This window comes from Georgenia satyanarayanai, from assembly GCF_900116375.1.
Taxonomy (GTDB): domain Bacteria; phylum Actinomycetota; class Actinomycetes; order Actinomycetales; family Actinomycetaceae; genus Oceanitalea; species Oceanitalea nanhaiensis.
Map to the genome: position 1 here is coordinate 19,907 of NZ_UETB01000001.1, position 24,386 is coordinate 44,292.

The window sequence follows — 24,386 nt, forward strand, 5'->3', positions numbered from 1 at the left end:
TGGGGCTCCTCAGTACGCGAAGGACAGGGTCGGCTCGGGCTGCTCGTCCCGGTCGGGACCGGCCGGCTCGACGGGGGCGATGCCCTCCCGGACGTAGCGCCGGATGAGCCGGAACCACACGACACCGAGCGCCGCGTACAGCAGCGTGAACACGACGAGGGAGGTGAGGACGGTGCCGGGCGGCACGACGGTGGACACGCCGTCGGTGGTGAGCAGCATGACCTGGTCCACAGGGTTGGCCGGGTTGGGGTGGACCACCCAGGGCTGGCGGCCCATCTCGGTGAAGATCCACCCGAAGCTCGAGGCGAGGAAGGGCATGGGCAGGGCCACGAGGCACAGCCGCGAGAACCACACCGAGTCGGTGATCCGCCCCTTGCGCAGCAGCCAGAAGCCGGCCACGGCGAGGGCGGCGGAGCCTGCGGCCAGGCCGATCATGAGCCGGAAGCTCCAGAAGGAGATGAAGAGGTTGGGGTAGAGCTCGGTGTCCTCGTCCACGCTGTCGAGGTGGCCGTAGAGCTCCATCTGCTGGGCCTGGACGTCGGCGACCCCGGGCAGGTAGCTGTCGGGGCCGGTGAAGGCGCCGGTGCCGAGGAAGGAGGTGAGGAAGGGGATCTCCAGGACGTGGTGGATGTCCTCGCAGTCGTTGCTGCCGGGGATGCCGATCGACAGGAGCGAGAAGCCCACGCCCTCACCGCCCTGGCAGACCGCCTCGGCGGCGGCCATCTTCCCGGGCTGCTGCTCGTACATGAGCTTGCCCTGCACGTCACCGCTCGCGATGACGCCGAGGCCGGCGACGAGCGTCGCCACGAGGCCGAGGTAGGCGCCGGGACGCCACACCTGGCGGGCCTCGTCGGTGTCGCCCGACCGGGCGGCGCGCACCATCCACCAGCCGCAGATGCCGGCGACGAAGGTGCCCGCGACGAGGAAGGAGGCGGTGATGGTGTGGGCGTAGGCGGCGACGAGCGTGTTGTTCGTCATCACCTCGAGGAAGCCGCCGACGCCGTCGAGCTCGGCGCGGCCGGTGTCGGGGTTGTAGACCGCGCCGACGGGGTGCTGCATCCACGAGTTGGCCGCGAGGATCCAGTAGGCCGACAGCGAGGTGCCGACGGCGACCGCCCAGATGCACGCGTTGTGCAGCCACCTCGGCAGCTTGCCCTCACCGAAGATCCACAGCCCGAGGAAGGTCGACTCGAGGAAGAAGGCGGCCAGCGCCTCGATCGCGAGCGGCGCGCCGAAGATGTCCCCGACGAAGCGGGAGTACTCCGACCAGTTCATCCCGAACTGGAACTCCTGGACGATGCCGGTGGCCACGCCGAGGGCGAAGTTGATGAGGAGCACCTTGCCGAAGAACTTCGTCAGGCGGTGCCAGTGCGCCTTGCCGGTCCTCAGCCACGCCGTGTGCATGATCGCGACGAGGGGGGAGAGCCCGATCGTCAGCGGGACGAGGACGAAGTGGTAGACGGTCGTGATCCCGAACTGCCAGCGGGCCAGGTCCAGCGCTTCCACTGCGGCTCTCCTCGGTCGTGAAGGTGCCCCGACCGGGCACCTCCTTACCGTAGGAATCAGGAGAATTTCTCGACGGGACCAAGGTCCCGGGCCCCATGCCGGGTGTCCTCCGCGCTGCTCCGGGCGCCCTGTGCGATACTGCTCGTGGTCGAGGGACAGGTCCACACCCCGTTCAGCGGCCCGACGACGACGTAGGTACTCGCCTCGACTTCGCGCCGCCTCACCATCCGGGTGAGTGCGCTGCTTGCTGAAGCGGCGGGAGGCCTCGCCGGACGTCCTCCGGGACGGACGAGCGGCGCCTGCGAAGCCGTCGCCGTCCGAACGCGCCACCCGGCGTGGTGAGGGCGTGAACACATGACTTCCGTCATCGGCCCCCGCTGGTGACGACGACTAGGCCGCGGCGCTGGTGGTGTGGACGGCGACCGCGGCGAGGGAACAGTTCCATGACGACCACACCAGACGCCGGTTCCGCACAGCCCGCCGAGCAGCCCAAGCGACGCCGCGCCACCCGCGCCACCACGGCTCCCGCCCCCGAGCAGGCGCCCGCCGAGGCCCAGCCCGCCGCCGAGCCGCAGGCCGCGGCACCGCCGCGCAAGCGCGCTCCCCGCAAAACGGCAGCCAAGACGGCAGCCACGGACGCGGGTGCCGCGTCCGCCGACGCGAGCGCCTCCGCCGACGCAGGCCCCTCCACCGACGCGGCCGAGAGTGCCCCCGCCGCGCCGCGCAAGCGCGCCCCCCGGGCCCGCAAGGCGCCCGTTGCCGCCGACGACGCCGCGACCGGCACCGAGGACGCCGCGACCGCGACCAGCGACGACGCCGCTCCGGCGCCGGCCAAGCGCGCGCCCCGGGCCCGCAAGACGACGCCCAAGGCCGCCGCGGAGCCGGCAGACGCCACCGCGCCCGCCGGTGAGGCCGAGCCCGCGGCCGAGGCCGCGGCGCCCACCGCCGAGACCGCCGCCCCGGCCAAGCGCGCCCCGCGCCGCCGGACCGCCAAGACCGCCGAGCCGAAGGCCGTCGAGGCGCAGCCCGCGGCCGACGAGGCCGCGGCGCAGGCACCCGCCCCCGAGCCGACCGTCGGCGACGCGGACACCGCCGCGCCCGCCAAGGCGCCCCGCAAGGCCCGCGGCACGTCGTCCAGGTCCAAGACCGCCAAGGCGACCGACGCCGCTGCCGCGACGGAGACGACCACCGACGCCGCTGCCGCGACGGAGACCACCACCGACGCCGCTGCCGCGACGGAGACCACGACCGACGCCCCGACCGCCGCCGACGCGACCGACGCCCCCGCCGAGAAGAAGCCCGCCAGGGGCCGCGGCCGCCGCGCCGGCGCCGCCGCCGGCGCTCCCGCCGCCAGCGCACCCGCCGCCGAGTCCGGCTCGACCGAGGCGCCCGCGCGCAGCTCCCGCAAGGCCCGTCCGGCCAAGGACGTGGCCGCAGCCGAGCAGCCCGCCGAGGAGGCGGCGCAGCCCGCCGCCGACGAGGCCGCTGCCGAGCAGACCCCACCCGCACGGTCGCGCTCGCGCCGTCCCGCCCGCGACGCCGGCCAGAAGCTCGACGTCCTCGCCTCCTTCAGCGCCGCCGAGCAGGCAGCCGACGAGGAGACCGAGGAGGAGGAGTCGGAGGACGTCCGCCTGCCCGCGACGGCCCTGCTCTTCCAGGCTCCGGACCCGAGCCGCGCGCGCCGTCGTTCCCGCGCGGAGGGTGGCGCCCCGCGCCGCCGCACGGACACCGCCGAGGAGCCCGCGGCCACGCCCGAGGAGCCGGCGGCCGAGGCCGCTCCCGAGCAGCCCGCCGACACCGCCGCCGCGACCACCGAGGCCGCCGCGGAGACCACCGACGAGGCCACCGAGACCACGACCGAGTCCACCGACGCCGGCACCGGCGAGGGCAACGGCGAGGGGGGCAACGCGCGCCGTCGTCGTCGTCGCGGGGGCCGCGGCCGCCGCAACCGTGGTGGCAACGGCCGCGACGAGTCGACCGACGAGTCCGAGGACTCCGAGTCCACCGAGGACACCGAGGACCAGGCCGCCGCGGCGGCCGACACCGCGACCGTCGACGCGCAGGAGTCGGACGCCCAGGACGACTCGGACGACAGCGACGACCAGGCCGACGACGACGGCGAGGGCGCCAGCCGCCGTCGCCGCCGGCGCCGCCGCAGCCGCGGTGACGACGGCTCGGCGACCTCCCGCGAGGGCCGCGCGGCTCGTGACGAGATCACGGCCCTCAAGGGCTCCACCCGCCTGGAGGCCAAGCGTCAGCGCCGCCGCGACGGGCGTGACGCCGGTCGCCGCCGGACGACGATCACCGAGGCCGAGTTCCTCGCCCGCCGCGAGGCGGTCGACCGCGACATGGTCGTGCGCGAGCGCGACGGTCGCACCCAGATCGCGGTCCTCGAGGACGGCGTGCTCGTCGAGCACTACGTCGCCCAGCAGACGCAGACCTCGATGGTCGGCAACGTCTACCTGGGTCGGGTGCAGAACGTCCTGCCGAGCATGGAGGCCGCCTTCGTCGACCTCGGCAAGGGCCGCAACGCCGTGCTGTACGCCGGTGAGGTCAACTGGGACGCCATGGGCAAGGAGGGGCAGCCCCGCCGCATCGAGGCGGCGCTGTCCTCGGGGGACCCCGTCCTCGTCCAGGTCACCAAGGACCCGATCGGGCACAAGGGCGCCCGTCTCACCTCGCAGGTGACCCTCGCCGGTCGCTACCTCGTGCTCGTGCCCTCGGGCGCGATGACCGGGATCTCCCGCAAGCTGCCGGAGAACGAGCGGGCCCGCCTCAAGAAGCTCCTCAAGCAGATCGTCCCCGAGGGTGCGGGCGTCATCGTGCGCACCGCCGCGGAGGGCGCGAGCGAGGAGCAGCTTCGTGCCGACGTCGAGCGCCTCACCGCGCAGTGGGCGGAGATCGAGGCCGCCGCCTCCTCGGCGAAGTCCGCGCCGGTGCTCCTCAAGGGGGAGCCGGAGCTCGCCGTGCGCGTCGTCCGCGACGTCTTCAACGAGGACTTCCGCTCGCTCACCGTCTCGGGTGGGGGCGCGTGGGAGACCATCTCCACCTACGTCCGTCAGCTGTCCCCGGACCTCGCCGACCGGATGCACCACTGGACCGACTCGCGTGACGTCTTCGCCGAGCACCGCATCGATGAGCAGCTGGCCAAGGGCATGGACCGCAAGGTCTACCTGCCCTCCGGCGGCTCGCTCGTCATCGACCGCACCGAGGCGATGACGGTCGTCGACGTCAACACCGGCAAGTTCACCGGCTCGGGCGGCACGCTCGAGGAGACGGTGACGAAGAACAACCTCGAGGCCGCCGAGGAGATCGTCCGCCAGCTCCGGCTGCGCGACATCGGCGGCATCATCGTCATCGACTTCATCGACATGGTGCTCGAGTCCAACCGGGACCTCGTGCTGCGCCGGCTCGTGGAGTGCCTGGGCCGGGACCGCACCCGCCACCAGGTGGCGGAGGTGACCTCCCTCGGGCTGGTCCAGATGACCCGTAAGCGTGTGGGTCAGGGACTGGTCGAGGCCTTCAGCGAGCCCTGCGAGCACTGCGGCGGGCGTGGCTTCATCGTGCACGACCACCCCGTGGAGAAGGGCGCGACGCCCGTCGCCGCCGAGGGTGGCAACCGTCGTGGCAAGAAGCGTGGCGCCGCCCCCACCGGCGGTCGTCCCGCCGAGGTGGCCCCCGCCCCTGCCCCCGCGCCCGTCGCGGACGACCCCGAGGCCGTCGCGGCCCGCGAGGCCGTCAAGGCCACGCTGGCGACCATCGCCGCCGCGGCCGCCCAGGCGCACGCCGAGGAGGAGGACGGGACGGCGAGCGACGCCGCACCGGACGCCGCGCCCGTGCAGGAGAAGGCACCCGCGCAGGAGAAGGCGCCGCGCCGCGAGCGCGCCGCCGAGCCGGGCACGGTGCCGCTGCCCGCGGCCCGCTCCGCCGAGCCCGAGACCGACGCGCCCCGGTCCGCGGACGAGGTGCGCGCCTCGCTCGAGGCGCTCGCCGCCGCGCTTCCCGCCGGGCGCGAGGACGCCGGCGATCACGGGGAGGCGCAGGACGGCGCACCGGCCGAGGCCGTGACCGACCCGGCTGCCCGCCAGGCCGACGCGCCCGCCAAGGCACCCCGGGCCAGGGGCGGGCGGCGCCGGACCGCGTCCGCCACGGCCGCTGCTCCTGCGGAGGCCGCCTCCTCACCCGAGAAGGGTGCCGAGCCCGCGAAGGCGAGCGCATCCACGACGGACCCCGCGCCGGCGCCGGACGCCGGACCTGCGCCGGACGCCGGACCTGCGACGGGCGCGGCACCTGCCGCGGACGCGCCGGCAGCGGCGGCGGACGCCCCCGAGCAGTCCGGCACCCGCAAGCGCCGGTCGCGCCGGGTGACCTCCGGCGGTCCCGTCACCGCCTGACGTCAGCTCCCGCTCACCCGCCCCGTGCCCTCACGGGGCGGGTGAGCCGTTGAGGCCGGCCTGGGCACGGCGTACCGCCTCGTCCACCCGGGGGAGCAGGTGCATCGCGGCCTGGGCCGAGAGCTGCCCGTGCTCGCCGGCCCACTCCCGCAGCCCGGCCACCAGCCGCAGCTGCGCGCGGGCGTCGAGCGTGGCGGGCAGTAGCCACGCCGGGTGGCAGAAGCCCGGCAGCGCAGCGAGGACGACCTCGACGCCCGTCACCCGCACGACGGCGTCCTGCGGCTCGAGCTGGCGTTCGGCACCCACGAGGACGAGCTCGTCCGGGGTCAGCCACACCTCCGCCTCGGTGTCGAGGTAGGTGAGCAGGTGGGCGCGCACGCGCGGCACCCGGGCCCGCACGGACGGGTGCGTCGCGGTGGGCGCGGAGGCGAAGAAGGACGCGAGGAGCTGCGCCCCGGACAGGGGAACCCGTGCGTCGTCGTCCATGTGGTCAGCGTCCCACCGACCACCGACATCGCCAGGTTGTCCAGACGCCCGCCCGGTGCGAAGGTACGCAGATGGGGAGCGTGCTTGAACAAACAGCAGTCAGCGCGGAGGACGCTTCCGCGCGAACCACACTGAGCGGCTGGAGGGTGGTGCGGCACTTCCTGCGCACCACGTTGCGCACGGGGGCGATGCCCGTCGGCGCCAGGATCGTCGACCGGATCGTCGCCGTCGCCGAGGAGATGGACCACCACCCGGACCTCGACCTGCGGTACGCGTCGCTGCACGTCTTGGTCACCACGCACTCGCGGGGGACCCTGACAGAGGCGGACATCGTGCTCGCGGAGCGCATCACGGAGATCGCCGAGGAGCTCGGCGTCCCGCTCGACCCGCGTCGCGTCAACGACCTCGAGATCGGCATCACCGTGGCCAGCCCCGAGCGGGTCCGCGCCTTCTGGGCGGCGGTCCTGGGCTACGAGGAGGACGACGGCGAGCTGTCCGACCCCCACGGGCGCCTCCCGCACGTGTGGTTCCGGCGCGCCTCCGGCGAGGCGCCACGGGGGGAGCTCGACCTCGACGTCCACGTCCCGCACGACGTCGCCGAGTCACGCGTGCAGGCCGCGGTGGACGCCGGTGGGCGGCTCGTGTCCGACGCCGAGGCGCCGACACGCTGGGTGCTGGCGGATCCCGAGGGGGTCGAGGTCCGCGTGTGCACCTGGCGCGAGGGGCACTGAGCCCCCTCCCCGGACGGACGGGCGGCGTCGGGTCTGGCGTCGGTCGGCGTCGAGGTGTTCTACTTAGGTAATGCTTACCTCACCACAGGGCGCGACCACGGTCGCCGCGCACGACGTCCCCCGTGACGAGCGTCCCGCGTACCGGCCCTTCGCCGTCGAGGTCTCCGGCGTGCGGGTCCTCGGCCCGAGCTTCCGCCGGGTCACCCTCACCGGCCCCGACCTGCGGTGGTTCGGCACCCACGGCCACGACCAGCGGGTCAAGCTCCTGCTGCCGCTCGCGGACGGCCACCTCACCGACGTCGGCCAGGAGGACGAGGAGACCATCCTCGCCGGCACCTGGTACGAGCGCTGGCGCCAGACGCCGGAGGACCGGCGCGGCCCCTTCCGCACCTACACCGTGCGCGCCGTGCGGCCCGCCGACCGCGAGGTCGACATCGACATGGTCCTCCACGGCGACGTCGGCCCCGCCTCGCGCTGGCTCACCCGCGCCCAGGCGGGGGACCGTCTCGTCCTCGTCGGTCCTGACACCCGCTCCCGCGACCACACGATCGGCGCCGACTGGGCTCCCGGGACCGCCACCGAGCTCCTTCTCGCCGGTGACGAGACCGCCGCCCCGGCGATCTGCTCCATCCTCGAGAGCCTGCCGCCCGGCCGGCGCGCCACCGCCTTCGTCGAGGTCCCCGCGGCCGGGGACGTCCTCGACGTCGCCCTGCCGCCCGGCGCGGAGCTCACCTGGCTCGTCCGCGGCGACCGCGCCCACGGCGAGGAGCTCCTCCCGGCGGTCCGCACCTGGGTCGCCGGCCATGCCGCCGTCGTCGACGACGCCCGCGCCGTCGTCCGCCAGGCGCTGGAGGACGTCGACGTCGACACCCAGCTGCTCTGGGACTCCCCGGTCCTGCAGATCCAGCCGATCGACAGCTGTGGCCGCGGCGAGCGGTGCGGGTCGGACTTCTACGCCTGGTTCGCCGGTGAGGCCGCCGTCATCAAGGCGCTGCGCCGCCTGCTCGTCAGCGAGGCGGGGGTCTGCCGGCGCCGCGTCGCGTTCATGGGCTACTGGCGCCAGGGCCGCGCCGAGGCGCAGTGACCGGCCGCACCACCCGTCGATGACCCAGACCCTCACCCCGAGGCCCGAGCGACGACAACCGGACCTCACCCGGCGCCGGCTGCTCGCGCTCGCCGCAGCGACCGTCGTGCTCCTCGTCGTCCTCGCCGCCAGCCTGGCCCTCGGGGCCCGGGACATCCCCCTCGGCACCGTCGTGGAGGCGCTGACGGACCGGGTACCGAGCGACAACGACCACAACGTCGTCCTCGACCAGCGCCTGCCGCGCACCGTCACCGGGCTCCTCGTCGGTGCCGCGCTGGGACTGGCCGGCACCGTCATGCAGGGGGTCACGCGCAACCCGCTCGCCGACCCCGGGCTCCTCGGCATCAACGCGGGCGCCTCCCTCGCCGTCGTCCTGGCGATCACCGGCCTGGGGATCACCAGCCCCTCGGGCTACGTGTGGTTCGCCTTCGCGGGCGCCGCGGCCGCGATGGTCGTCGTCTACGGCATCGGGTCGACGGGCCGCTCCGGCACCACGCCGGTGAAGCTCGCCCTCGTCGGCACCGCGCTCACCGCGGGCATCACCTCGGTGCTCACCCTGCTGCTCCTCGGGAGCACGTCGGCGACCAACACCTACCGGTTCTGGGCCGTGGGCTCACTGGCCGGTCGGGGGAGCGGGACCGGCGCCGACGTCGTCCTCACCCTCCTGCCGTTCCTCGCGGTCGGCGCCGCCCTCGCCCTGCTGTCCGGCCGGGCGCTCAACCTGCTGTCCATGGGCGAGGACCTCGCCCGCGGTCTCGGTCTGCACATCCGCCGCTCCCGGCTGCTCGCCGTGCTCGCCGCCGTGCTCCTCGCCGGCGCGGCGACCGCCCTCGCCGGGCCCGTCGTCTTCATCGGGCTCGTCGTGCCGCACATCGTCCGCCCCCTCACCGGCCCGGACTACCGCTGGGTCCTCGCCTTCGCCGTCGTCGTCGGACCCGCGCTCCTCCTCATCGCCGACGTCATCGGGCGCCTGGTCGCCCGGCCCGGGGAGCTCGAGGTCGGTCTCGTCGTCGCCCTCGTCGGCGCGCCCGTCATGATCGCCATCGTCCGTCGCTCCCGGCTGGCCGGACTGTGACGACGACCCTCGCCCCCGTACCCGCGCACGAGGTCCTGCGCACCGTCCGCCACGCCCGACGACGACGCACCCTCACCGTCACGCTCCTCCTCACCACCGCGGTGCTCGGGCTCGCCTGGCTCAGCCTCGTGTGGGGCGGCCACACCGCCGAGACGCTCGACTACCTCGCCGGGCTGTTCGGCGGGGGAGAGGGGGGCGGTGAGTTCACCATCGGGCGACTGCGCCTGCCGCGCGTCGTGCTCGGCGTGCTCGTCGGGGTCGCCCTCGGGATCGCCGGCGGGATCTTCCAGTCGGTCCTCGGCAACCCGCTCGCCAGCCCCGACATCCTCGGCGTCAGCGGCGGGGCGAGCCTCGCCGCGGCGTTCGCGATCCTCGCCCTCGGGCTCAGCGGTGCCGTCGTCGGCCTGGCCGCCTTCCTCGGGGCCACCGCCGTGGCCGCCGCGATCTACCTGCTCGCCTGGCGTGACGGCGTCACCGGGTTCCGCTTCGTGCTCATCGGCGTCGCCGCGGCCTTCGTCGTCAACGGTGCGATCGGATACCTCCTCACCCGTGGTGAGGTCAACGACGTCCGGTCCGCGCTCGTGTGGATGGTCGGCAGCATCGGTACCCCCCGGTGGGGCGACGTCACCGTGCTCGCCGTCGTCGTCGCGGCGCTTACCCCGCTCGTCGTCGCGGTCGCCCGCCAGCTGCGTGCGCTCGGGCTCGGCGACGAGGCCGCCGGCGGCCTGGGCGTGCGGGTCGAGCGCACCCGGCTGCTCGCCCTCGCGCTCGCCGTCGCCCTCACCGCCTCGGCCACCGCTCTCGCCGGCCCGGTCGCGTTCGTCGCCTTCGTCTCCGCGCCCATCGCGCGGCGCCTCCTGCCGACCGGCGGGACGGTGCTCGGCCAGGCCGCCCTCGTCGGCGCCGTCGTCGTCCTCGCCGCCGAGATCGTCGCCCAGCACCTCATCCCCTCCCTGGAGGTCCCCGTGGGAATCGTCACCGGCGCCGTCGGGGCCGCGTACCTGCTGTGGCTGCTCGCCACCGCCGACCGTCGGGCAGGCACCCCGTGACCGCCGCCCACGAGCTGCGCGCCGCCGGGCTCTGCCTCGCCTACGACGGCCGGGAGGTCATCACCGGGCTCGACCTCGCGCTGCCGCCCGGCGCCGTCACCGCCGTCGTCGGCCCCAACGGCTGCGGCAAGTCGACCCTCCTCCGCGGCCTGGCACGGCTGCTGCGGCCGGCCGGCGGGAGCGTGCTCCTCGACGGCCGGCCCCTCCACTCCCTGCCCTCCCGGGAGGTCGCGCGCACGATCGGGATCCTCCCGCAGAGCCCGACCGCGCCGGAGGGCATCACCGTCGCCGACCTCGTGGGCCGCGGGCGCCACCCCCACCAGGGCTGGTTCCGTCAGTGGGACGCGGCGGACGACGGCGTCGTCGCCGCGGCACTCGACGCCACCGGAACGCTCGAGCTCGCCTCCCGGCGGGTCGACGAGCTGTCCGGAGGGCAGCGCCAGCGGGTGTGGATCGCGATGGCCCTGGCCCAGGACCCCGACATCCTGCTGCTCGACGAGCCGACGACCTTCCTCGACGTCACCCACCAGCTCGAGGTCCTCGACCTGCTCGCCGACCTCAACCGCCAGCGCGGCACGACCGTGGCCATGGTCCTTCACGACCTCAACCTCGCCGCGCGGTACGCCGACCACCTCGTCGTCATGTGCGAGGGCGAGATCACCGCCCTCGGACGGCCCGACGAGGTCCTCACCGCCGAGCTCGTGGCCGACGCGTTCGCTCTCCAGGCGCGCGTCGTGCCCGACCCGGTGACCGGTTCGCCCATGGTCGTGCCCATCGGCCGCTCCGGAGCCGTCAGGCGACCGGCGGCCGGGCTCGGCCTGCCCTGACCACCCGCCCCGACCCCCGCCCACACCCCTGAACAAGGAGACCTCAGTGTCCCGACGCTTCATCCCGGTGGCGCTCACCGCCACCGTGGCCCTCGCCCTGTCCGCGTGCGGCAGCTCGGAGGAGCCCGCCGACGACACCACCGACGAGCAGGCCCTCACCATCGAGCACGCCTTCGGCAGCACGGAGATCCCCGCCGACGCGACCGACGTCGTCACCCTCGGCTGGGGCTCCACCGAGGCCGCCCTCGCGCTCGGGGTGGTCCCTGTCGGGATCGAGGCCCAGACCTATGCCGTCGACGAGAACGGGCTGCTGCCGTGGGTCAACGAGGCGCTCGGCGAGGTCGAGGCCGAGCCGACGATCCTCCCGGCCACCGTCGAGGAGCCGGCCTACGAGGACATCGACGCGCTCGACCCCGACCTCATCCTCGCGCCCTACTCGGGCATCACCGAGGAGCAGTACGAGATCCTCGGCGAGATCGCCCCGACCGTCGTCTACCCCGAGGAGCCGTGGACCACGCCGTGGCGCGACGTCGTCTCGATCGTCGGGGAGTCCCTCGGCATGACGCAGGAGGCCGAGGAGCTCGTCACCGAGCTCGACGCCACCCTGGAGGAGACGGCCGCCGCCCACCCCGAGCTCAGCGGTGTCACCGTCGCCGCGATCTGGGACGTCGGCGGCACGTTCTACGTCTACAAGCCGGCCGACTCGCGCGTCGACTTCCTCCTCGACCTCGGCCTGGAGAGCGCCCCGTCCGTCGAGGAGCTCGACTCCGGCGGGGAGAGCTTCGTCTACTCGCTGTCCTACGAGCAGACCGACCAGCTCGAGGCCGACGTCGTCGTCAACTACGCCAGCACCGAGGAGGAGGTCGAGACCTTCCTGTCCCAGTCCTACGCCCAGGCGATCCCGGCCGTGCAGGACGGTGCGATCGCCAACATCACCGGCGACCAGCTCATCGCGGCGATGTCCCCGCCCACCGCGCTGTCCATCGACTGGGGCCTGGAGGACTACGTCGAGGCGATCAGCGCCGCCGTCGACCAGGTCGGCTGACCCGCCGCGGCCCGGGCCCCGCCCGGGCCGCGGCACCGGCGTAGGATGGTCCCGCGAGCCGGGCGTGGTGTGCGCGAAACCACACCGGATCCGCGGGCCTGGGGGGCCGCGGACATTTGCCCGACGGGGACGCGCCGCGTACCCTGGAACGTCGGTGCGTCTCAGACGCACCTCCCCTTGTGCGTCTCGTGCGCGCCGGTCGCCCGGCCGCTGCGCGAGGCCCCGTAACGACAGAGATGAGCAGCAACGTGGTGTACGCGATCGTCAAGGCCGGCGGCCGACAGGAGAAGGTGTCCGTCGGCGACGTCGTCGTCATGAACAAGGTTGACGGCAAGGCTGGTGAGACCGTCAACCTCACCCCGCTCATGCTCGTTGACGGCGACAAGGTGACCACCGGTGCGGACGACCTGGCCAAGGTCACCGTCACCGCCGAGATCGTGCGTGCCGAGCGCGGCAAGAAGATCACGATCATGAAGTTCAAGAACAAGACCGGCTACCGCAAGCGCCAGGGCCACCGCCAGGAGCTGACCCGCGTCAAGGTCACCGGCATCAACTGATCGTCGCGGCCCTCCCCGGGCCGTCCCCCTCGTTCGCACGACACGAAAGCAGGCCCAGAGATGGCACACAAGAAGGCCGGCAGCTCCTCCCGGAACGGCCGCGACTCGAACGCGCAGCGCCTCGGCGTCAAGCGCTTCGGCGGCCAGGTCGTCAACGCCGGTGAGATCATCGTCCGCCAGCGCGGCACCAAGTTCCACCCCGGCGACAACGTCGGCCGCGGCAAGGACGACACCCTGTTCGCCCTGGCCGCCGGCGCCGTCGAGTTCGGCACGCGCCGTGGCCGCAAGACGGTCAACATCGTCGCGGCCGAGGCCTGAGCGACAGCGCTTCACGCTTCCCGGCGGGGGCGGACGGCACGAGCCGTCCGCCCCCGCTGCTGTACCCGGCCCCAGTCCTAGGAGGAGAGATGGCCAGCTTCGTCGACCGTGTCGTGCTGCACGTGGCAGGCGGAAACGGTGGCAACGGTGTCGCCTCCATCCGCCGAGAGAAGTTCAAGCCCCTCGGCGGGCCCGACGGCGGCAACGGCGGCAGCGGTGGTGACGTCATCCTCGAGGTCGACCCGCAGACGACGACGCTGCTCGCCTACCACCACTCCCCGCACCGCCGGGCCACGAACGGCGCCCAGGGCGCGGGAGACATGCGCAACGGACGCAACGGAGAGGACCTCGTCCTGGCTGTGCCGGACGGCACCGTCGTCAAGACCGCCGACGGAGAGGTGCTGGCCGACCTCGTCGGTGCCGGTACGCGGCTCGTCGCGGCCGCCGGTGGACGTGGCGGGCTGGGCAACGCCGCCCTCGCCTCCCCGCGCCGTAAGGCCCCCGGCTTCGCCCTCCTCGGTGAGGAGGGGGAGACCGCCGACCTCGTCCTCGAGCTCAAGAGCGTCGCGGACGTCGCGCTCGTCGGCTTCCCCAGCGCGGGCAAGTCGAGCCTCATCGCGGCGCTGTCCGCGGCGCGGCCGAAGATCGCCGACTACCCGTTCACCACGCTCGTGCCCAACCTCGGCGTCGTCCAGGCCGGCGACGAGCGCTTCACCGTGGCCGACGTGCCCGGCCTCATCCCCGGCGCGAGCCAGGGCAAGGGCCTGGGGCTGGACTTCCTGCGCCACATCGAGCGCTGCGCCGTCATCGTCCACGTCCTGGACTGCGCCACCCTCGAGCCGGGCCGGGACCCGGTGAGCGACCTGGACACCATCGAGGCGGAGCTCTCGGCCTACGCCGAGGACCTCACGGTGAGCGGCCGGCTGCCGCTGGGGGAGCGGCCGCGCGTCGTCGTCCTCAACAAGATCGACGTGCCCGAGGCGCGTGAGCTCGCGGACATGGTGCGCGCCGAGCTCGAGGGACGCGGCCTGCCCGTCCACGAGGTGTCCGCCGCCAGCCACGAGGGCCTGCGCCCGCTGTCCTTCGCGCTGGCCAAGCTCGTCGCCCAGGCCCGGGCCGCCGCGCCGCCCGCCGAGCCGGCACGCGTCGTGCTGCGTCCCAGGGCCGTCGACGACGCAGGGTTCACCGTCACCCGGCGCAACCGCCACGAGGGCCACTTCTTCCAGGTCCGCGGCTCCAAGCCCGAGCGGTGGGTCCGCCAGACCGACTTCGCCAACGACGAGGCCGTCGGCTACCTCGCCGACCGACTTGCGCGTCTCGGCGTCGAGGAGGAGCTCTTCAAGGCCGGCGCACGGCCGGGCGACGAGGTCGTCATCGGCTCGGTCGAGGGCGGCGTGATCTTCGACTGGGAGCCCACGATGGCCACCGGGGCGGAGCTGCTCGGCCGGCGCGGCAGCGACCTGCGCGTCGAGGAGGCCGCCTACGCGCCCCGCACCACGCGTGCGGACAAGCGCCGGGAGTACCAGGAGCGGATGGACGCCAAGACCGCCGCCCGCGAGGAGCTGTGGACCGAGCGCGAGTCCGGACACTGGGCCACGCCCGAGCCCGAGGACCCGCCCACGGCACAATAGTGTCGTGACCCCGCCACTCCTCGACCGCTCCGCCATGGCCGACGCCGGGAGGGTCGTCGTCAAGATCGGCTCCTCGTCGCTGACCGCGCCGGGCGGCCGGCTGGACGTCGACCGGATCCACCGGCTCGTTGCCGTCGTCGCGGAGCGGCGGGCCGCCGGCCAGGAGGTCGTCCTCGTCTCCTCGGGGGCGATCGCGGCCGGCATCGCGCCGCTCGGTCTGCCGATGCGGCCCACCGACCTCGCCACCGCGCAGGCCACCGCGTCGGTGGGGCAGGGCCTCCTCGTCGCCCGGTACACCGAGGCCTTCGCCGAGCACGGCCGCCGCGTGGGGCAGGTGCTCCTCACCGCCGAGGACCTCATCCGCCGCCAGCACTACCGCAACGCCCAGCGGGCACTGGCCCGCCTGCTGGCGCTCGGCGTCGTGCCGATCGTCAACGAGAACGACACGGTCGCCACCGACGAGATCCGCTTCGGGGACAACGACCGGCTCGCGGCGCTCGTCGCGCACCTCGTCCGCGCCGACGCACTCGTCCTCCTCACCGACGTCGACGGTCTCTACGACGGCCCGCCCTCACGGGCCGGCGCCCGCCGCATCCCCGAGGTGCGCGGCCCGGAGGACCTCGACGGCGTCGAGGTGACCGGCCGCGGCACGTCGATCGGCACCGGCGGCATGGTGACGAAGCTCGAGGCCGCGTCGATCGCGACGAGCGCAGGGGTGCCCGTCGTCCTCACCGTCGCCGACAACGCCGAGCGGGCGCTGCTCGGGGAGCCGGTGGGCACGTGGTTCGCCGCCACCGGCCGGCGCAAGAGCGCCCGCCGGCTGTGGCTGGCCCACGCGGCGCGCACGAGCGGGCGGCTCGTCCTGGACGACGGCGCGATCCACGCCATCACCCACGGCAAGCGTTCGCTCCTCGCGGCCGGCATCACCGGCGTCGAGGGCGACTTCGAGCCCGGGGACCCCGTCGAGCTCGCCACCCCCCACGGCGTCGTCATCGCCCGCGGCCTGGTCGCCTACAGCGCCGGCGAGGTCCGTGAGATGCGCGGACGGACGACGGCGGAGCTCCAGGAGCAGGACGGGACCTCCCACCCGCGGCCGGTCGTCCACCGCGACGACCTCGTCATCGTCAGCCGCTACTAGGAGCCCTCGGGCCAGCTGTCCGGGGCCTCCTTGCCGCCCTCGACGACGTCCTCCTGGGCGCCGGGGAGCTCGGTCCAGTCGTCCTTGGGGCGGTAGCCCAGCTCGAGCATGGTGTTGGTGAGGTCCCACCGGCGGTTGGGGTTGTCGGAGACCGCGTAGTAGACGCCGTAGGGGACGTCGGCCTCGATGGCGCGGCGGACGACCTGCTCGCAGTCGTCGGGGCTCAGCCACATCGCCCGGAGCACGTCCTCGTCCGCGTCGAGCGGGTCGTCGGTGTACCAGCCGATGCGCAGGGCGACGAACTCCAGGCCGTGCTCGTCGTGGTAGAAGCGCCCGAGCGCCTCTCCGAAGACCTTCGACACCCCGTAGAGGGAGTCGGGTCGCGGCAGGTGGTGGGGGTAGACGGGCCACTCGCCGAGCCGGTCGTACATCCCCATCGCGTGGTTGGAGGAGGCGAAGACGACGCGGCGCACGCCGGCCTCCCGGGCGGCCTCGAGGACGTTGCGGGTGCCGACGATGTTCGCGGTGAGCACGGCGTCCCAGCCCGACTCCGGGGACGCGGCCCCGGCCATGTGCACGACGACCTCGACGCCGTCCATGAGGCCGAGGACCTCGTCGTAGTCGTCGAGGTCGGCGATGTTGAGCGTGTCCTCCTGCTCCTCGGTGGCCGGGTGGCGCCCGTGGGTCACGAGGTCGTAGTCCGTCCCGAGGCGCTCCTCGAGCAGTACTCCGATGCCGCCGGTCGCACCCGTGAGCAGCACCCTGGTCCGTCGCGTGTCAGAGGTCATGAACCCATCGTGCAGCGGGTGCACGGACCTCGCCTCCGCAGCCGGCGACGCCCCGCTGTCACACCCGTGCGCCCGGCGGTGTCCACGTTCTTGACCGCACAGGGATGGGGCTTCCGTACGGCCGCCCCACACACGTCAAGGAGCTCGCGATGTCTGCTTTTCCCCTCGTCCTCACCGTCCTCGTCGCCGTCTGGGTCGGGTTCTCGGCCGTCTCCCTCCTGCGGGGGGCGAGCTGGGTCGTCGACGCTCTCACCGAGTACGGCGTGCCCCGCGGGTGGTGGCCGTGGCTCGGGCTGGCCAAGCTCGCCGGCGCGGTCGGCCTGCTCGTCGGGCTGGCCGTCCCGGTCATCGGCGTCATCGCCGGCGTCGGCCTCGTCCTGTACTTCACCGGCGCCGTCGTCACCGTGGTCCGTGCCCGCTCCTACTCCCACATCCCGTACCCGCTGCTGTACCTCGTGCCCGTGGTCGGGACCCTGTCCGTCGGCAGCGTGGTCTGAGAGCGTGAGGTGATGGACGAGATGCTGTCCGAACGCTTCGAGGAGCACCGCCCGCACCTGCGGGCGGTCGCCTACCGGATGCTCGGCTCGGTGAGCGAGGCCGACGACGCCGTCCAGGACGCGTGGCTGCGGATCGCGCAGGCGGAGACGGACGACGTGGAGAACCTGCGCGCATGGCTGACGACGGTCGTGGCTCGGGTGTCCCTCAACATGCTCCGGTCGCGCCGACGACGGCGGGAGGAACCCTTCGACGCCCAGCTGACCAACCAGGCGAACGGCGGCCCGGACCCGGAGCACGAGGCGGTGCTGGCCGACTCGGTGGGGCTGGCGCTGCTCGTCGTCCTCGACAGCCTCACGCCGGCCGAGCGGTTGGCGTTCGTGCTCCACGACATGTTCGACCTGCCCTTCGAGGAGATCGGTACGAGCGTCGAGCGCTCACCGGCGGCGGCCCGCCAGCTCGCGAGCCGGGCTCGCCGGCGCGTCCGGGGCTCCGAGCCGCCGCCGGGAGACCCGGGTCGGCAGCGGCGGCTCGTCGACGCCTACCTCGCCGCGACCCGGACCGGGGACTTCGAGGCGCTGATCCGCATCCTCGACCCCGCCGTCGTGCTGCGGGCCGACTCGCACGCCGTGCCTGGCGGCCGGCCCGTCGTCCTGCGCGGTGCCGAGGCTGTCGCCCAGAGCGCGGTCGCCTCCGCGGCGCGGGCGCGGGTCACCGAGGTGGCGCTCGTCGACGGGACGGCGGCACTCGTCATGGCGCTGGCCGGCGACGTGTCGGTCGTGCTGACGTTCACCGTCCAGGGCGAGCGCATCAGCGGCATCGACGTCGTCGCGGACCCCGAGGGGCTCGCGCGCCTGCAGATCGAGGGGCTCGACGGCCGGCGGACGTGACCAGGGTCGGTTCAGCCGTCGGCGCCGGCCCGGGGCCCGGCGTCGTCCCTCGAGGTGTCGCTCGCAGGGACGTGACACACGCCGTCGACGCAGGTGCCGGCGTCGTCGTCGCCGACCATCGTCAAGCCCGCGGGCGGCGGGAACGCGGGCAGCACCGGCTCGCTCACCGTGCCGCCACCGTCTCGCTGCGGACCTGCTCGAGGGCCTGGGTGAAGACGGCCGGCTGCTGGGCGCCGGAGACGCCGTACCTGCCGCCGATGACGAAGAAGGGCACGCCCTGGATGCCGTAGGCGCGGGCCTGGGCGATGTCGGCGGCGACGGCGTCGGCGTGCGTCCCGTCCTCGAGGGCGGTCCGCAGGTCCTCGGCGTCGAGACCGGCCTCTGCCCCGAGCGCCACGAGCTCGTCGACCTTGCCGACGTGCCGGCCCTCGACGAAGTAGGCCGCGAACAGCCGCTCGACGAGCGCGAGCTGGAGCCCCTGCTCGCGCGCGTGATGGAGGGCCTGGTGGGCCAGGAGCGTCTTGGTCTGGTGCACGGAGCCGAGGTCGTAGTCCAGCCCCACCTCGGCAGCGATGGCCGTCACCCGCTGGAGCATCTGCTCGACCTGCTCGAGGGGCATGCCCTTGTGCTGGGAGAGGAAGTCCGCGGCGCTGCCCTCGAAGTCCACCGGGGTGTCGGGGGAGAGCTCGAAGGAGTGGTAGGTGACGGTGACGTCGCCGTCGAAGGCGGCGACGCCGGCCTCGAACTTCCGCTTGCCGATGTAGCACCAGGGGCAGGCGATGTCGGACCAGACGTCGACGTGAACAGGTGTGGTCATGACAGCGCCAACCACGGGCGCCACCGGCTTCTTCCCGACGGCGCCGGACTCCCGCTCAGGTGCGCGCGGTGTAGGTGAGGCAGTCGGCCTCCGAGCCGCCGGCACCCACCCGGATCTCCGTCGCGGTGCACTCGAGGTCGGCGTTGTGCACGCAGTCGGTGCGCTGGCAGGCGCCGACGTGGGCGAGCACCGTGTCGAGGCCGCCCTTGGTGCCGAGCGGGATGAAGGTGACGCAGGCGGCGTCGCCCCTCGCGCCGGCGATCGTCACCGCGGCGGCGTGACAGTCGTGGTCGTGGTTGAACCCGCAGCCGGTGACCGCGCAGTCGGTGACCGGGGGCAGCTCCGCCAGAGCGCTCATCGTCGTGCTCCTCGTCCTCGTGCCGCCCGTCGGGTCGCGCGGCGTCATGGTCACGAGAATAGACGGAAATGACCGCAAATGCAGCAGAAAAAGGAGAACAGAATAGGTGAGGAAAGCCTTACCTCAATAATTCCGATAAACGCAACGGGTGCGTGTCCTTAAACCTCAGGCGGTCTTCTTGCTCGCCGTCTTCTTGCGGGCGGTCGTGCCGGTCTTCTTCTTCGCTGCCGGCTTCTTCGCCTCGTCCTTCGACGAGGTCGTCGACTTCTTCGCGGACGAGGACGACGAGGCCTTCGAGCCGGAGCCGCCGGAGCCGGACGACGCCCCGGTCTTCTTCTCCTTGGCGGCGGACACGGAGCGGCGCAGGGCCTCCATGAGGTCGAGCACCTCGGCCTCCTCGCCCTCCTCGCGGTCGGTACCGAAGGTCTCCTCGGTGTCCACGGCCTCGCCCTGCTCGAGCTTGGCCTCGACGAGGGTGCGCAGCTGCGCCTGGTACTCGTCGGTGTACTCGGAGGGGTCGAAGTCGCCGGAGAAGTTCTCCACCAGCGCCTGGCTCATCTCCAGCTCCTTGGCGCTGATCCGCACGTCCTTGTCCACTCCGGCGAAGTCGGGCTCGCGCACCTCGTCGTCCCACAGCAGGGTCTGCAGGAGCATGACGTCCTCACGCACCCGCAGCGCCCCGAGCTGGGTGCGCTGGCGCAGGGTGAAGGAGACGATCGCCGTCCGGTCGGTCTCCTCCAGCGTGCGGCGCAGCAGCGCGTAGGACTTCGCCGAGGTCGAGCCCGGGGCCAGGTAGTAGGTCTTGGCCATCATGATCGGGTCGACCTGGTCGCTGGGCACGAACTGGAGGATCTCGATCTCACGCGACTTCTCGGTCGGCAGCTCGGAGAGCTCGTCGTCGGTGATGACGACGGTCCGGTCACCGTCGTCGAAGGCCTTGTTGATGTGGTCCCACTCGACAGGTTCGCCGCAGATCTCGCAGCGACGCTGGTAGCGGATGCGGCCGCCGTCGGCGTCGTGGACCTGGTGCAGGCGAAGGTCGTGGCTCTCTGTGGCGCTGTAGACCGAGATCGGGACGTTGACGAGCCCGAAGGTGATCGAGCCCTTCCAGATCGCGCGCATGGTGCCTCCTCGCCGGCGGGGCCGGCCCTCGTCCGTCGTCCCCAGTGAAGTGCCCGTACCGTACTCCCGCCAGCGGAGCCAGGGGGAGAGGCGACGCCAAAACCCGTACAGGACGGCACCTTCACCCCTACGGTGGACGCGGCGCAGGGACGCGCGAGAGGAGCGGGCATGGAGATCTGGCTGTGGGTGGCCACGGCGGTGGTGGCGGTCGTCTTCCTGGGGTCGGGGGTCTCGAAGGTCGTCAGCTCACGGCAGGCGCTCTACGACAGCGGGATGACCTACGTCCAGGACATCCACCCGGCGGCGCTCAAGGGCATCGGGCTGCTCGAGCTCGCCGGCGCCCTCGGGCTGGTCCTGCCGACCGTCCTCGAGCGCGCGGTCCACCTCGTCCCGATCGCCTCGGGGGCGCTCGCCGTCATGATGCTCGTCGCGACGGCGCTCCACCTGCGCCGTCGGGAACCCTTCGCCGTCCCGCTCGTCCTCGCGCTCGTCGCCGGGGCGCTCACCGCGCTGCGGCTCACCGAGTACCCCGTGTAGGTGCGGGGCCCACGCCCGCCGGGCAGCATGGCGCCATGGTGACGGACGGCGGACCCGTGGTGGTGCAGGTCGACGGCCACCGGCTGCGCCTGACCAACCTCGACAAGGTCCTCTACCCGGCCACTGGCACGACCAAGGCCGACGTCCTCGAGTACTACTCCCGGATCGCGCCCGTCATGCTGCCGCACTGCGCCGGCCGTCCCGCCACCCGCAAGCGCTGGCCGAACGGCACGGGCACGGGGCAGGACCCGGGGCAGGTCTTCTTCCAGAAGAACGTCGAGTCGAGCGCCCCGGACTGGGTCGAGCGGGCGGAGATCCAGCACAGCGACCACGTCAACACCTACCCGCTCGTCGACAGCGCCGCGACGCTCGCGTGGCTCGCCCAGGTCGCGGCGCTGGAGGTCCACGTCCCGCAGTGGCGGGTGGGCAGCGACGGGAAGCGCCGCAACCCCGACCGCCTCGTCCTCGACCTCGACCCGGGGGAGGGCGCCGGCCTGGCCGAGTGCGTCGAGGTCGCCGTGCTCGCCCGCGACATCCTCCAGGGCATGGGACTGGACCCGGTCCCGGTGACGAGCGGGTCCAAGGGCATCCACCTGTACTCCGCGCTGCCGGGCACGGCCACCTCCGAGGAGGTGAGCGAGGTGGCCAAGGAGCTGGCCCGCACGCTCGAGACCGACCACCCCGACCTCGTCGTGTCGAACATGAAGAAGGAGCTGCGCCGCGGGAAGGTGCTCGTCGACTGGTCGCAGAACAACGGGAACAAGACGACGATCGCCCCCTACTCGCTGCGCGGCCGCGAGCAGCCGATGGTCGCCGCCCCACGGACGTGGCGCGAGCTCACCCACCCGCGGCTGCGGCACCTGGACCTGCGGGAGGTCGTCGAGCGGGTCGAGCGGCGCGGGGACCCGATGGCCGCGCTGGCGGAGGCGGCCGACCAGGCGGGCGGGCAGCCCAAGCGGGACCGGCTCGAGGTCTACCGCGCCAAGCGCGACGCCGCGAGGACCCCGGAGCCCGTGCCGGCCGTCGTCGCCCCCGACGACGGCACCCTCGCGTTCGTCATCCAGGAGCACCACGCCAGCCGCCTGCACTGGGACCTGCGCCTCGCGCACGACGGCGTCCTCGTCAGCTGGGCGCTGCCCAAGTGCGTCCCGACCTCCCCGAGGAAGAACCACCTCGCGGTGCAGACCGAGGACCACCCGATGGAGTACCTCACCTTCTCCGGCACCATCCCCACGGGCGAGTACGGCGCCGGGGAGATGACGATCTGGGACACCGGCACCTACACCTTCGAGAAGTGGCGGGAGGGCAAGGAGGTCATCGTCACGCTCACCGGGCAGGAGGACGGCGGACTCGCCGGCCCCGACGGCCCGGGCCGCACGAGCCGCTTCGCGCTCATCCACACCGGCGGCCGGTCCGAGGGCGAGGACAACCACTGGCTCATCCACCTCATGTCGACTCCCGACGGTGCGGGCGGCAGCGGCAAGGAGCCGGCGGGGGAGGACGCCGACGACGGCGGTGGCCGGGCCCGCCGCGGCTCGCCCTCGACGGGGGAGGACACCGACGACGGCGGTGGCCGGGCCCGCCGCGGCTCGCCCTCGGAGGGGGAGAAGGACGACGACGGCGGTCGCGGCGCGGGCGGCACCCGGCCCGGACGGGAGCGCGCGGGCTCCGGCACCTCGGCGCCTGGCGCGCCACCCGAGTTCGTCGTCCCGATGCTCGCCACGCTCAGCGACGCCACGGTCCTGGACGCCTCGGCCGAGTGGGCGGTGGAGATGAAGTGGGACGGGGTGCGCGCCGTCGTCCTCGTCGAGGACGGGACCGTGCGGCTCGTGGGCCGCAGCGGCCGGGAGGTGACCGACACCTACCCCGAGCTCGCCGGCCTCGCCGAGTGCGTCGACGCGCGCACCGCGGTGCTCGACGGGGAGATCGTCGCGCTCACCGACACCGGCCGCCCCGACTTCGGCCTCCTCCAGCAGCGCATCCAGCTCACCGACGCACGCGCGATCACCCGCGCCGCGGGCGAGAACCCGGTGCGTCTCATGCTCTTCGACGCGCTCGCCGTCGACGGCACGAGCCTGCTGCGCCGCACCTACGACGAGCGGCGCGAGGCCCTCGAGGAGGTCGTCGACCCGAGCGGGTGCGCGCTCGTCGAGATCCCGCCCGCCTTCGACGGCGACCTCGAGGCGGCGGTCGCGGCCAGCCGCCAGTGGCGCCTCGAGGGCGTCGTCGCGAAGCGGCGCGACTCCGCGTACACCCCGGGACGGCGCAGCCGCTCCTGGCTGAAGATCAAGCACGCGAGCACCCAGGAGGCGGTCGTGGTCGGCTGGCGGCCCGGCCAGGGCACCCGCGCCGGCAAGGTAGGCTCCCTCCTCCTCGCGCTGCCCGACGACGGCGAGCTGCGCTACATCGGACGGGTCGGGACGGGATTCTCCGAGCGTGAGGCCGCGACGTGGGCGCGCGAGCTGGGGCGCGACGAGCGCACGACCGCCCCGCTCGAGGTGCCCCGGCCCGAGGCCCGCGACGCCCGCTGGGTGACGCCGCGCCGGGTCGCCGAGGTCGAGTTCGCCGAGTGGACCTCCACCGGGCGGCTGCGCCACCCGCGATGGCGTGGCTGGCGCCCGGACAAGGAGCCGGCCGACGTCGTCCGGGAGTCCTGAGCCCCCAGCCCGAGGACGTAGAGTGCGCTCGGACGAAAGGAGCTGGGATGGCGACTCACGCGGTCCTCCGTGCCGACGACCTGTGGGCGGGCTACCCCGGGACGCACGTGCTGCGTGGGGTGAACCTCGAGATCCGGTCCGGCGACGCTCCGCTCGGGATCGTGGGGCCCTCCGGCGCCGGGAAGACGACGCTCGTGCGCGCCCTGCACGGGCAGATCCGGCCGGTCCAGGGCACGGTCACCTTCAACGACCGCCCGGTCCACCGCCTGCCGCGCCGGGAGGGCAAGACCTTCAAGGCCTCGGTGCGCTTCACCTCCCAGGACTCCCTCACCGTCACCGACCCGCGGCTCACCGTCGCCCGCAGCCTCGGCCTCGCGCTGGGCGAGGCACGCAAGGCGGGGCGGACGCATGCGACCTCGATGGGCGACCTGCTCGACGCCGTCGGGCTCCCCGCGGGCTTCTCCACCCGCCGGCTCGTCACGCTCTCGGGCGGGGAGAAGCAGCGGGTGGCGCTGGCGGCCGCGCTCGCGACCCGGCCGGAGATCCTCGTCCTGGACGAGCCGCTCACCGCCGTCGACCCGCAGTCCCGCGTCAACCTGGCCCGGCGGCTGGCGGGCCTCCTCGCCGAGCTCGACACCGCCGTCGTCCTCGTCTCCCACGACCTCGAGCTCGTCGAGCGCACGTGCCGCGAGGTCCACGTCCTGTCCGAGGGCACCTTCGTCGCGACCGGGCCGCTCGGCGAGCTGCTCGGCGACGCGGAGCAGCACCCGACGGTCCGCGAGCTCGCCGAGGCCGCGCCCCTCGCTGCGCAGCGCTTCCGCTGACGCCCCTCGCCTCTCACGGCGACAGCCGGACCCCTCCGCGGAGGAGTCCGGCTGTCG

At 73.7% G+C, this 24,386-nt stretch carries 23 protein-coding genes; 16 read left to right on the top strand and 7 right to left on the bottom strand.

Annotated features, from left to right (window positions below; translation table 11 throughout):
* Nucleotides 1-9: 9 nt before the first annotated feature.
* Nucleotides 10-1,506, bottom strand: coding sequence for a cytochrome ubiquinol oxidase subunit I (locus DSZ44_RS00090; protein WP_110850572.1), 1,497 nt, complete (start codon nt 1,504-1,506; stop codon nt 10-12).
* Nucleotides 1,507-1,949: 443 nt separating this feature from the next.
* On the opposite strand from DSZ44_RS00090, the gene DSZ44_RS00095 reads away from it, so the two are divergent.
* A complete protein-coding gene (locus tag DSZ44_RS00095; RefSeq protein ID WP_110850573.1) occupies nt 1,950-5,900 on the top strand; it encodes an Rne/Rng family ribonuclease in 3,951 nt (1,316 codons plus the stop codon).
* Between the two features lie 30 nt (nt 5,901-5,930).
* Here DSZ44_RS00095 and DSZ44_RS00100 read toward each other — a convergent pair whose 3' ends face one another.
* The gene (locus DSZ44_RS00100) at nt 5,931-6,386 is read right to left on the bottom strand and encodes a hypothetical protein (RefSeq protein ID WP_110850574.1); all 456 of its coding nucleotides are present in this window, start codon (nt 6,384-6,386) and stop codon (nt 5,931-5,933) included.
* A gap of 71 nt (nt 6,387-6,457) precedes the next feature.
* Here DSZ44_RS00100 and DSZ44_RS00105 point away from each other — a divergent pair, with 71 nt between their 5' ends.
* From DSZ44_RS00105 to proB, 10 genes are all read left to right on the top strand, one after another.
* Entirely contained in the window at nt 6,458-7,117 is a 660-nt protein-coding gene (locus DSZ44_RS00105; RefSeq protein ID WP_110850575.1) for a 4a-hydroxytetrahydrobiopterin dehydratase, read from the top strand.
* Nucleotides 7,118-7,187: 70 nt separating this feature from the next.
* Nucleotides 7,188-8,201, top strand: coding sequence for a siderophore-interacting protein (locus tag DSZ44_RS00110; protein ID WP_110850576.1), 1,014 nt, complete (start codon nt 7,188-7,190; stop codon nt 8,199-8,201).
* Between the two features lie 19 nt (nt 8,202-8,220).
* Nucleotides 8,221-9,276: a FecCD family ABC transporter permease gene (locus DSZ44_RS00115; RefSeq protein WP_110850577.1), complete on the top strand. Its 1,056-nt coding sequence runs from the start codon at nt 8,221-8,223 to the stop codon at nt 9,274-9,276.
* Nucleotides 9,273-10,325, top strand: a complete 1,053-nt coding sequence (locus DSZ44_RS00120; protein ID WP_220035047.1) for a FecCD family ABC transporter permease — start codon at nt 9,273-9,275, stop codon at nt 10,323-10,325. The genes DSZ44_RS00115 and DSZ44_RS00120 overlap by 4 nt, the downstream gene beginning before the upstream one ends.
* Nucleotides 10,322-11,152 carry an ABC transporter ATP-binding protein gene (locus tag DSZ44_RS00125; protein ID WP_110850578.1) on the top strand — a complete coding sequence of 277 codons (831 nt, stop codon included), beginning with the start codon at nt 10,322-10,324 and terminating at the stop codon, nt 11,150-11,152. The genes DSZ44_RS00120 and DSZ44_RS00125 overlap by 4 nt, the downstream gene beginning before the upstream one ends.
* A 46-nt stretch (nt 11,153-11,198) precedes the next feature.
* Entirely contained in the window at nt 11,199-12,197 is a 999-nt protein-coding gene (locus tag DSZ44_RS00130) for an iron-siderophore ABC transporter substrate-binding protein (RefSeq protein WP_110850579.1), read from the top strand.
* A gap of 248 nt (nt 12,198-12,445) precedes the next feature.
* A complete protein-coding gene (rplU, locus tag DSZ44_RS00135; RefSeq protein WP_181424526.1) occupies nt 12,446-12,754 on the top strand; it encodes a 50S ribosomal protein L21 in 309 nt (102 codons plus the stop codon).
* Between the two features lie 60 nt (nt 12,755-12,814).
* On the top strand, nt 12,815-13,072 hold the full coding sequence (gene rpmA / locus DSZ44_RS00140; RefSeq protein WP_110850581.1) for a 50S ribosomal protein L27: 258 nt from the start codon (nt 12,815-12,817) through the stop codon (nt 13,070-13,072).
* An 89-nt stretch (nt 13,073-13,161) separates the two neighbouring features.
* Nucleotides 13,162-14,703 carry a GTPase ObgE gene (gene obgE / locus DSZ44_RS00145; RefSeq protein ID WP_110850582.1) on the top strand — a complete coding sequence of 514 codons (1,542 nt, stop codon included), beginning with the start codon at nt 13,162-13,164 and terminating at the stop codon, nt 14,701-14,703.
* A 34-nt stretch (nt 14,704-14,737) separates the two neighbouring features.
* Nucleotides 14,738-15,841: a glutamate 5-kinase gene (proB, locus tag DSZ44_RS00150; protein ID WP_110851265.1), complete on the top strand. Its 1,104-nt coding sequence runs from the start codon at nt 14,738-14,740 to the stop codon at nt 15,839-15,841.
* Here the strand turns inward: proB and DSZ44_RS00155 are convergent.
* Nucleotides 15,838-16,629 carry an NAD-dependent epimerase/dehydratase family protein gene (locus DSZ44_RS00155; RefSeq protein ID WP_110850583.1) on the bottom strand — a complete coding sequence of 264 codons (792 nt, stop codon included), beginning with the start codon at nt 16,627-16,629 and terminating at the stop codon, nt 15,838-15,840. The genes proB and DSZ44_RS00155 overlap by 4 nt on opposite strands.
* A 149-nt stretch (nt 16,630-16,778) precedes the next feature.
* Between DSZ44_RS00155 and DSZ44_RS00160 the strand changes: the two genes are divergently transcribed.
* Together DSZ44_RS00160 and DSZ44_RS00165 are read left to right on the top strand one after the other, a co-directional pair.
* A complete protein-coding gene (locus tag DSZ44_RS00160; protein ID WP_110850584.1) occupies nt 16,779-17,126 on the top strand; it encodes a DoxX family protein in 348 nt (115 codons plus the stop codon).
* A 12-nt stretch (nt 17,127-17,138) separates the two neighbouring features.
* On the top strand, nt 17,139-18,014 hold the full coding sequence (locus DSZ44_RS00165; RefSeq protein WP_110850585.1) for a sigma-70 family RNA polymerase sigma factor: 876 nt from the start codon (nt 17,139-17,141) through the stop codon (nt 18,012-18,014).
* 11 nt (nt 18,015-18,025) lie between these two features.
* Here the strand turns inward: DSZ44_RS00165 and DSZ44_RS18125 are convergent, their stop codons facing one another.
* The 4 genes from DSZ44_RS18125 to ku all read right to left on the bottom strand — a co-directional run bounded on the left by DSZ44_RS18125 (nt 18,026) and on the right by ku (nt 20,311).
* A complete protein-coding gene (locus DSZ44_RS18125; protein ID WP_181424486.1) occupies nt 18,026-18,181 on the bottom strand; it encodes a hypothetical protein in 156 nt (51 codons plus the stop codon).
* Entirely contained in the window at nt 18,178-18,831 is a 654-nt protein-coding gene (locus DSZ44_RS00170; RefSeq protein WP_110850586.1) for a DsbA family oxidoreductase, read from the bottom strand. The genes DSZ44_RS18125 and DSZ44_RS00170 overlap by 4 nt, the downstream gene beginning before the upstream one ends.
* A gap of 55 nt (nt 18,832-18,886) precedes the next feature.
* Nucleotides 18,887-19,189: a DUF1540 domain-containing protein gene (locus tag DSZ44_RS00175; protein WP_110850587.1), complete on the bottom strand. Its 303-nt coding sequence runs from the start codon at nt 19,187-19,189 to the stop codon at nt 18,887-18,889.
* 165 nt (nt 19,190-19,354) lie between these two features.
* Nucleotides 19,355-20,311 carry a non-homologous end joining protein Ku gene (gene ku / locus DSZ44_RS00180; RefSeq protein ID WP_110850588.1) on the bottom strand — a complete coding sequence of 319 codons (957 nt, stop codon included), beginning with the start codon at nt 20,309-20,311 and terminating at the stop codon, nt 19,355-19,357.
* Between the two features lie 168 nt (nt 20,312-20,479).
* Between ku and DSZ44_RS00185 the strand changes: the two genes are divergently transcribed.
* The 3 genes from DSZ44_RS00185 to DSZ44_RS00195 are packed head-to-tail and all read left to right on the top strand — an operon-like array spanning nt 20,480 to nt 24,329.
* Nucleotides 20,480-20,848, top strand: a complete 369-nt coding sequence (locus tag DSZ44_RS00185) for a DoxX family protein (protein ID WP_110850589.1) — start codon at nt 20,480-20,482, stop codon at nt 20,846-20,848.
* A gap of 35 nt (nt 20,849-20,883) precedes the next feature.
* Entirely contained in the window at nt 20,884-23,505 is a 2,622-nt protein-coding gene (locus DSZ44_RS00190) for an ATP-dependent DNA ligase (RefSeq protein ID WP_110850590.1), read from the top strand.
* Nucleotides 23,506-23,552: 47 nt separating this feature from the next.
* Nucleotides 23,553-24,329 carry an ABC transporter ATP-binding protein gene (locus tag DSZ44_RS00195; protein ID WP_110850591.1) on the top strand — a complete coding sequence of 259 codons (777 nt, stop codon included), beginning with the start codon at nt 23,553-23,555 and terminating at the stop codon, nt 24,327-24,329.
* Nucleotides 24,330-24,386: the final 57 nt, after the last annotated feature.

Excerpts from the sequence above, each read along its gene's own strand:
- DSZ44_RS00095 (WP_110850573.1), top strand. The coding sequence starts at position 1,950 with ATGACGACCACACCAGACGCCGGTTCCGCACAGCCCGCCGAGCAGCCC.
- DSZ44_RS00100 (WP_110850574.1), bottom strand. The coding sequence starts at position 6,386 with ATGGACGACGACGCACGGGTTCCCCTGTCCGGGGCGCAGCTCCTCGCG.
- DSZ44_RS00105 (WP_110850575.1), top strand. The coding sequence starts at position 6,458 with ATGGGGAGCGTGCTTGAACAAACAGCAGTCAGCGCGGAGGACGCTTCC.
- DSZ44_RS00110 (WP_110850576.1), top strand. The coding sequence starts at position 7,188 with ATGCTTACCTCACCACAGGGCGCGACCACGGTCGCCGCGCACGACGTC.
- DSZ44_RS00115 (WP_110850577.1), top strand. The coding sequence starts at position 8,221 with ATGACCCAGACCCTCACCCCGAGGCCCGAGCGACGACAACCGGACCTC.
- rpmA (WP_110850581.1), top strand. The coding sequence starts at position 12,815 with ATGGCACACAAGAAGGCCGGCAGCTCCTCCCGGAACGGCCGCGACTCG.
- obgE (WP_110850582.1), top strand. The coding sequence starts at position 13,162 with ATGGCCAGCTTCGTCGACCGTGTCGTGCTGCACGTGGCAGGCGGAAAC.
- proB (WP_110851265.1), top strand. The coding sequence starts at position 14,738 with ATGGCCGACGCCGGGAGGGTCGTCGTCAAGATCGGCTCCTCGTCGCTG.
- DSZ44_RS00155 (WP_110850583.1), bottom strand. The coding sequence starts at position 16,629 with ATGACCTCTGACACGCGACGGACCAGGGTGCTGCTCACGGGTGCGACC.
- DSZ44_RS00160 (WP_110850584.1), top strand. The coding sequence starts at position 16,779 with ATGTCTGCTTTTCCCCTCGTCCTCACCGTCCTCGTCGCCGTCTGGGTC.
- DSZ44_RS00165 (WP_110850585.1), top strand. The coding sequence starts at position 17,139 with ATGGACGAGATGCTGTCCGAACGCTTCGAGGAGCACCGCCCGCACCTG.
- DSZ44_RS00170 (WP_110850586.1), bottom strand. The coding sequence starts at position 18,831 with ATGACCACACCTGTTCACGTCGACGTCTGGTCCGACATCGCCTGCCCC.
- DSZ44_RS00175 (WP_110850587.1), bottom strand. The coding sequence starts at position 19,189 with ATGAGCGCTCTGGCGGAGCTGCCCCCGGTCACCGACTGCGCGGTCACC.
- ku (WP_110850588.1), bottom strand. The coding sequence starts at position 20,311 with ATGCGCGCGATCTGGAAGGGCTCGATCACCTTCGGGCTCGTCAACGTC.
- DSZ44_RS00185 (WP_110850589.1), top strand. The coding sequence starts at position 20,480 with ATGGAGATCTGGCTGTGGGTGGCCACGGCGGTGGTGGCGGTCGTCTTC.
- DSZ44_RS00190 (WP_110850590.1), top strand. The coding sequence starts at position 20,884 with ATGGTGACGGACGGCGGACCCGTGGTGGTGCAGGTCGACGGCCACCGG.
- DSZ44_RS00195 (WP_110850591.1), top strand. The coding sequence starts at position 23,553 with ATGGCGACTCACGCGGTCCTCCGTGCCGACGACCTGTGGGCGGGCTAC.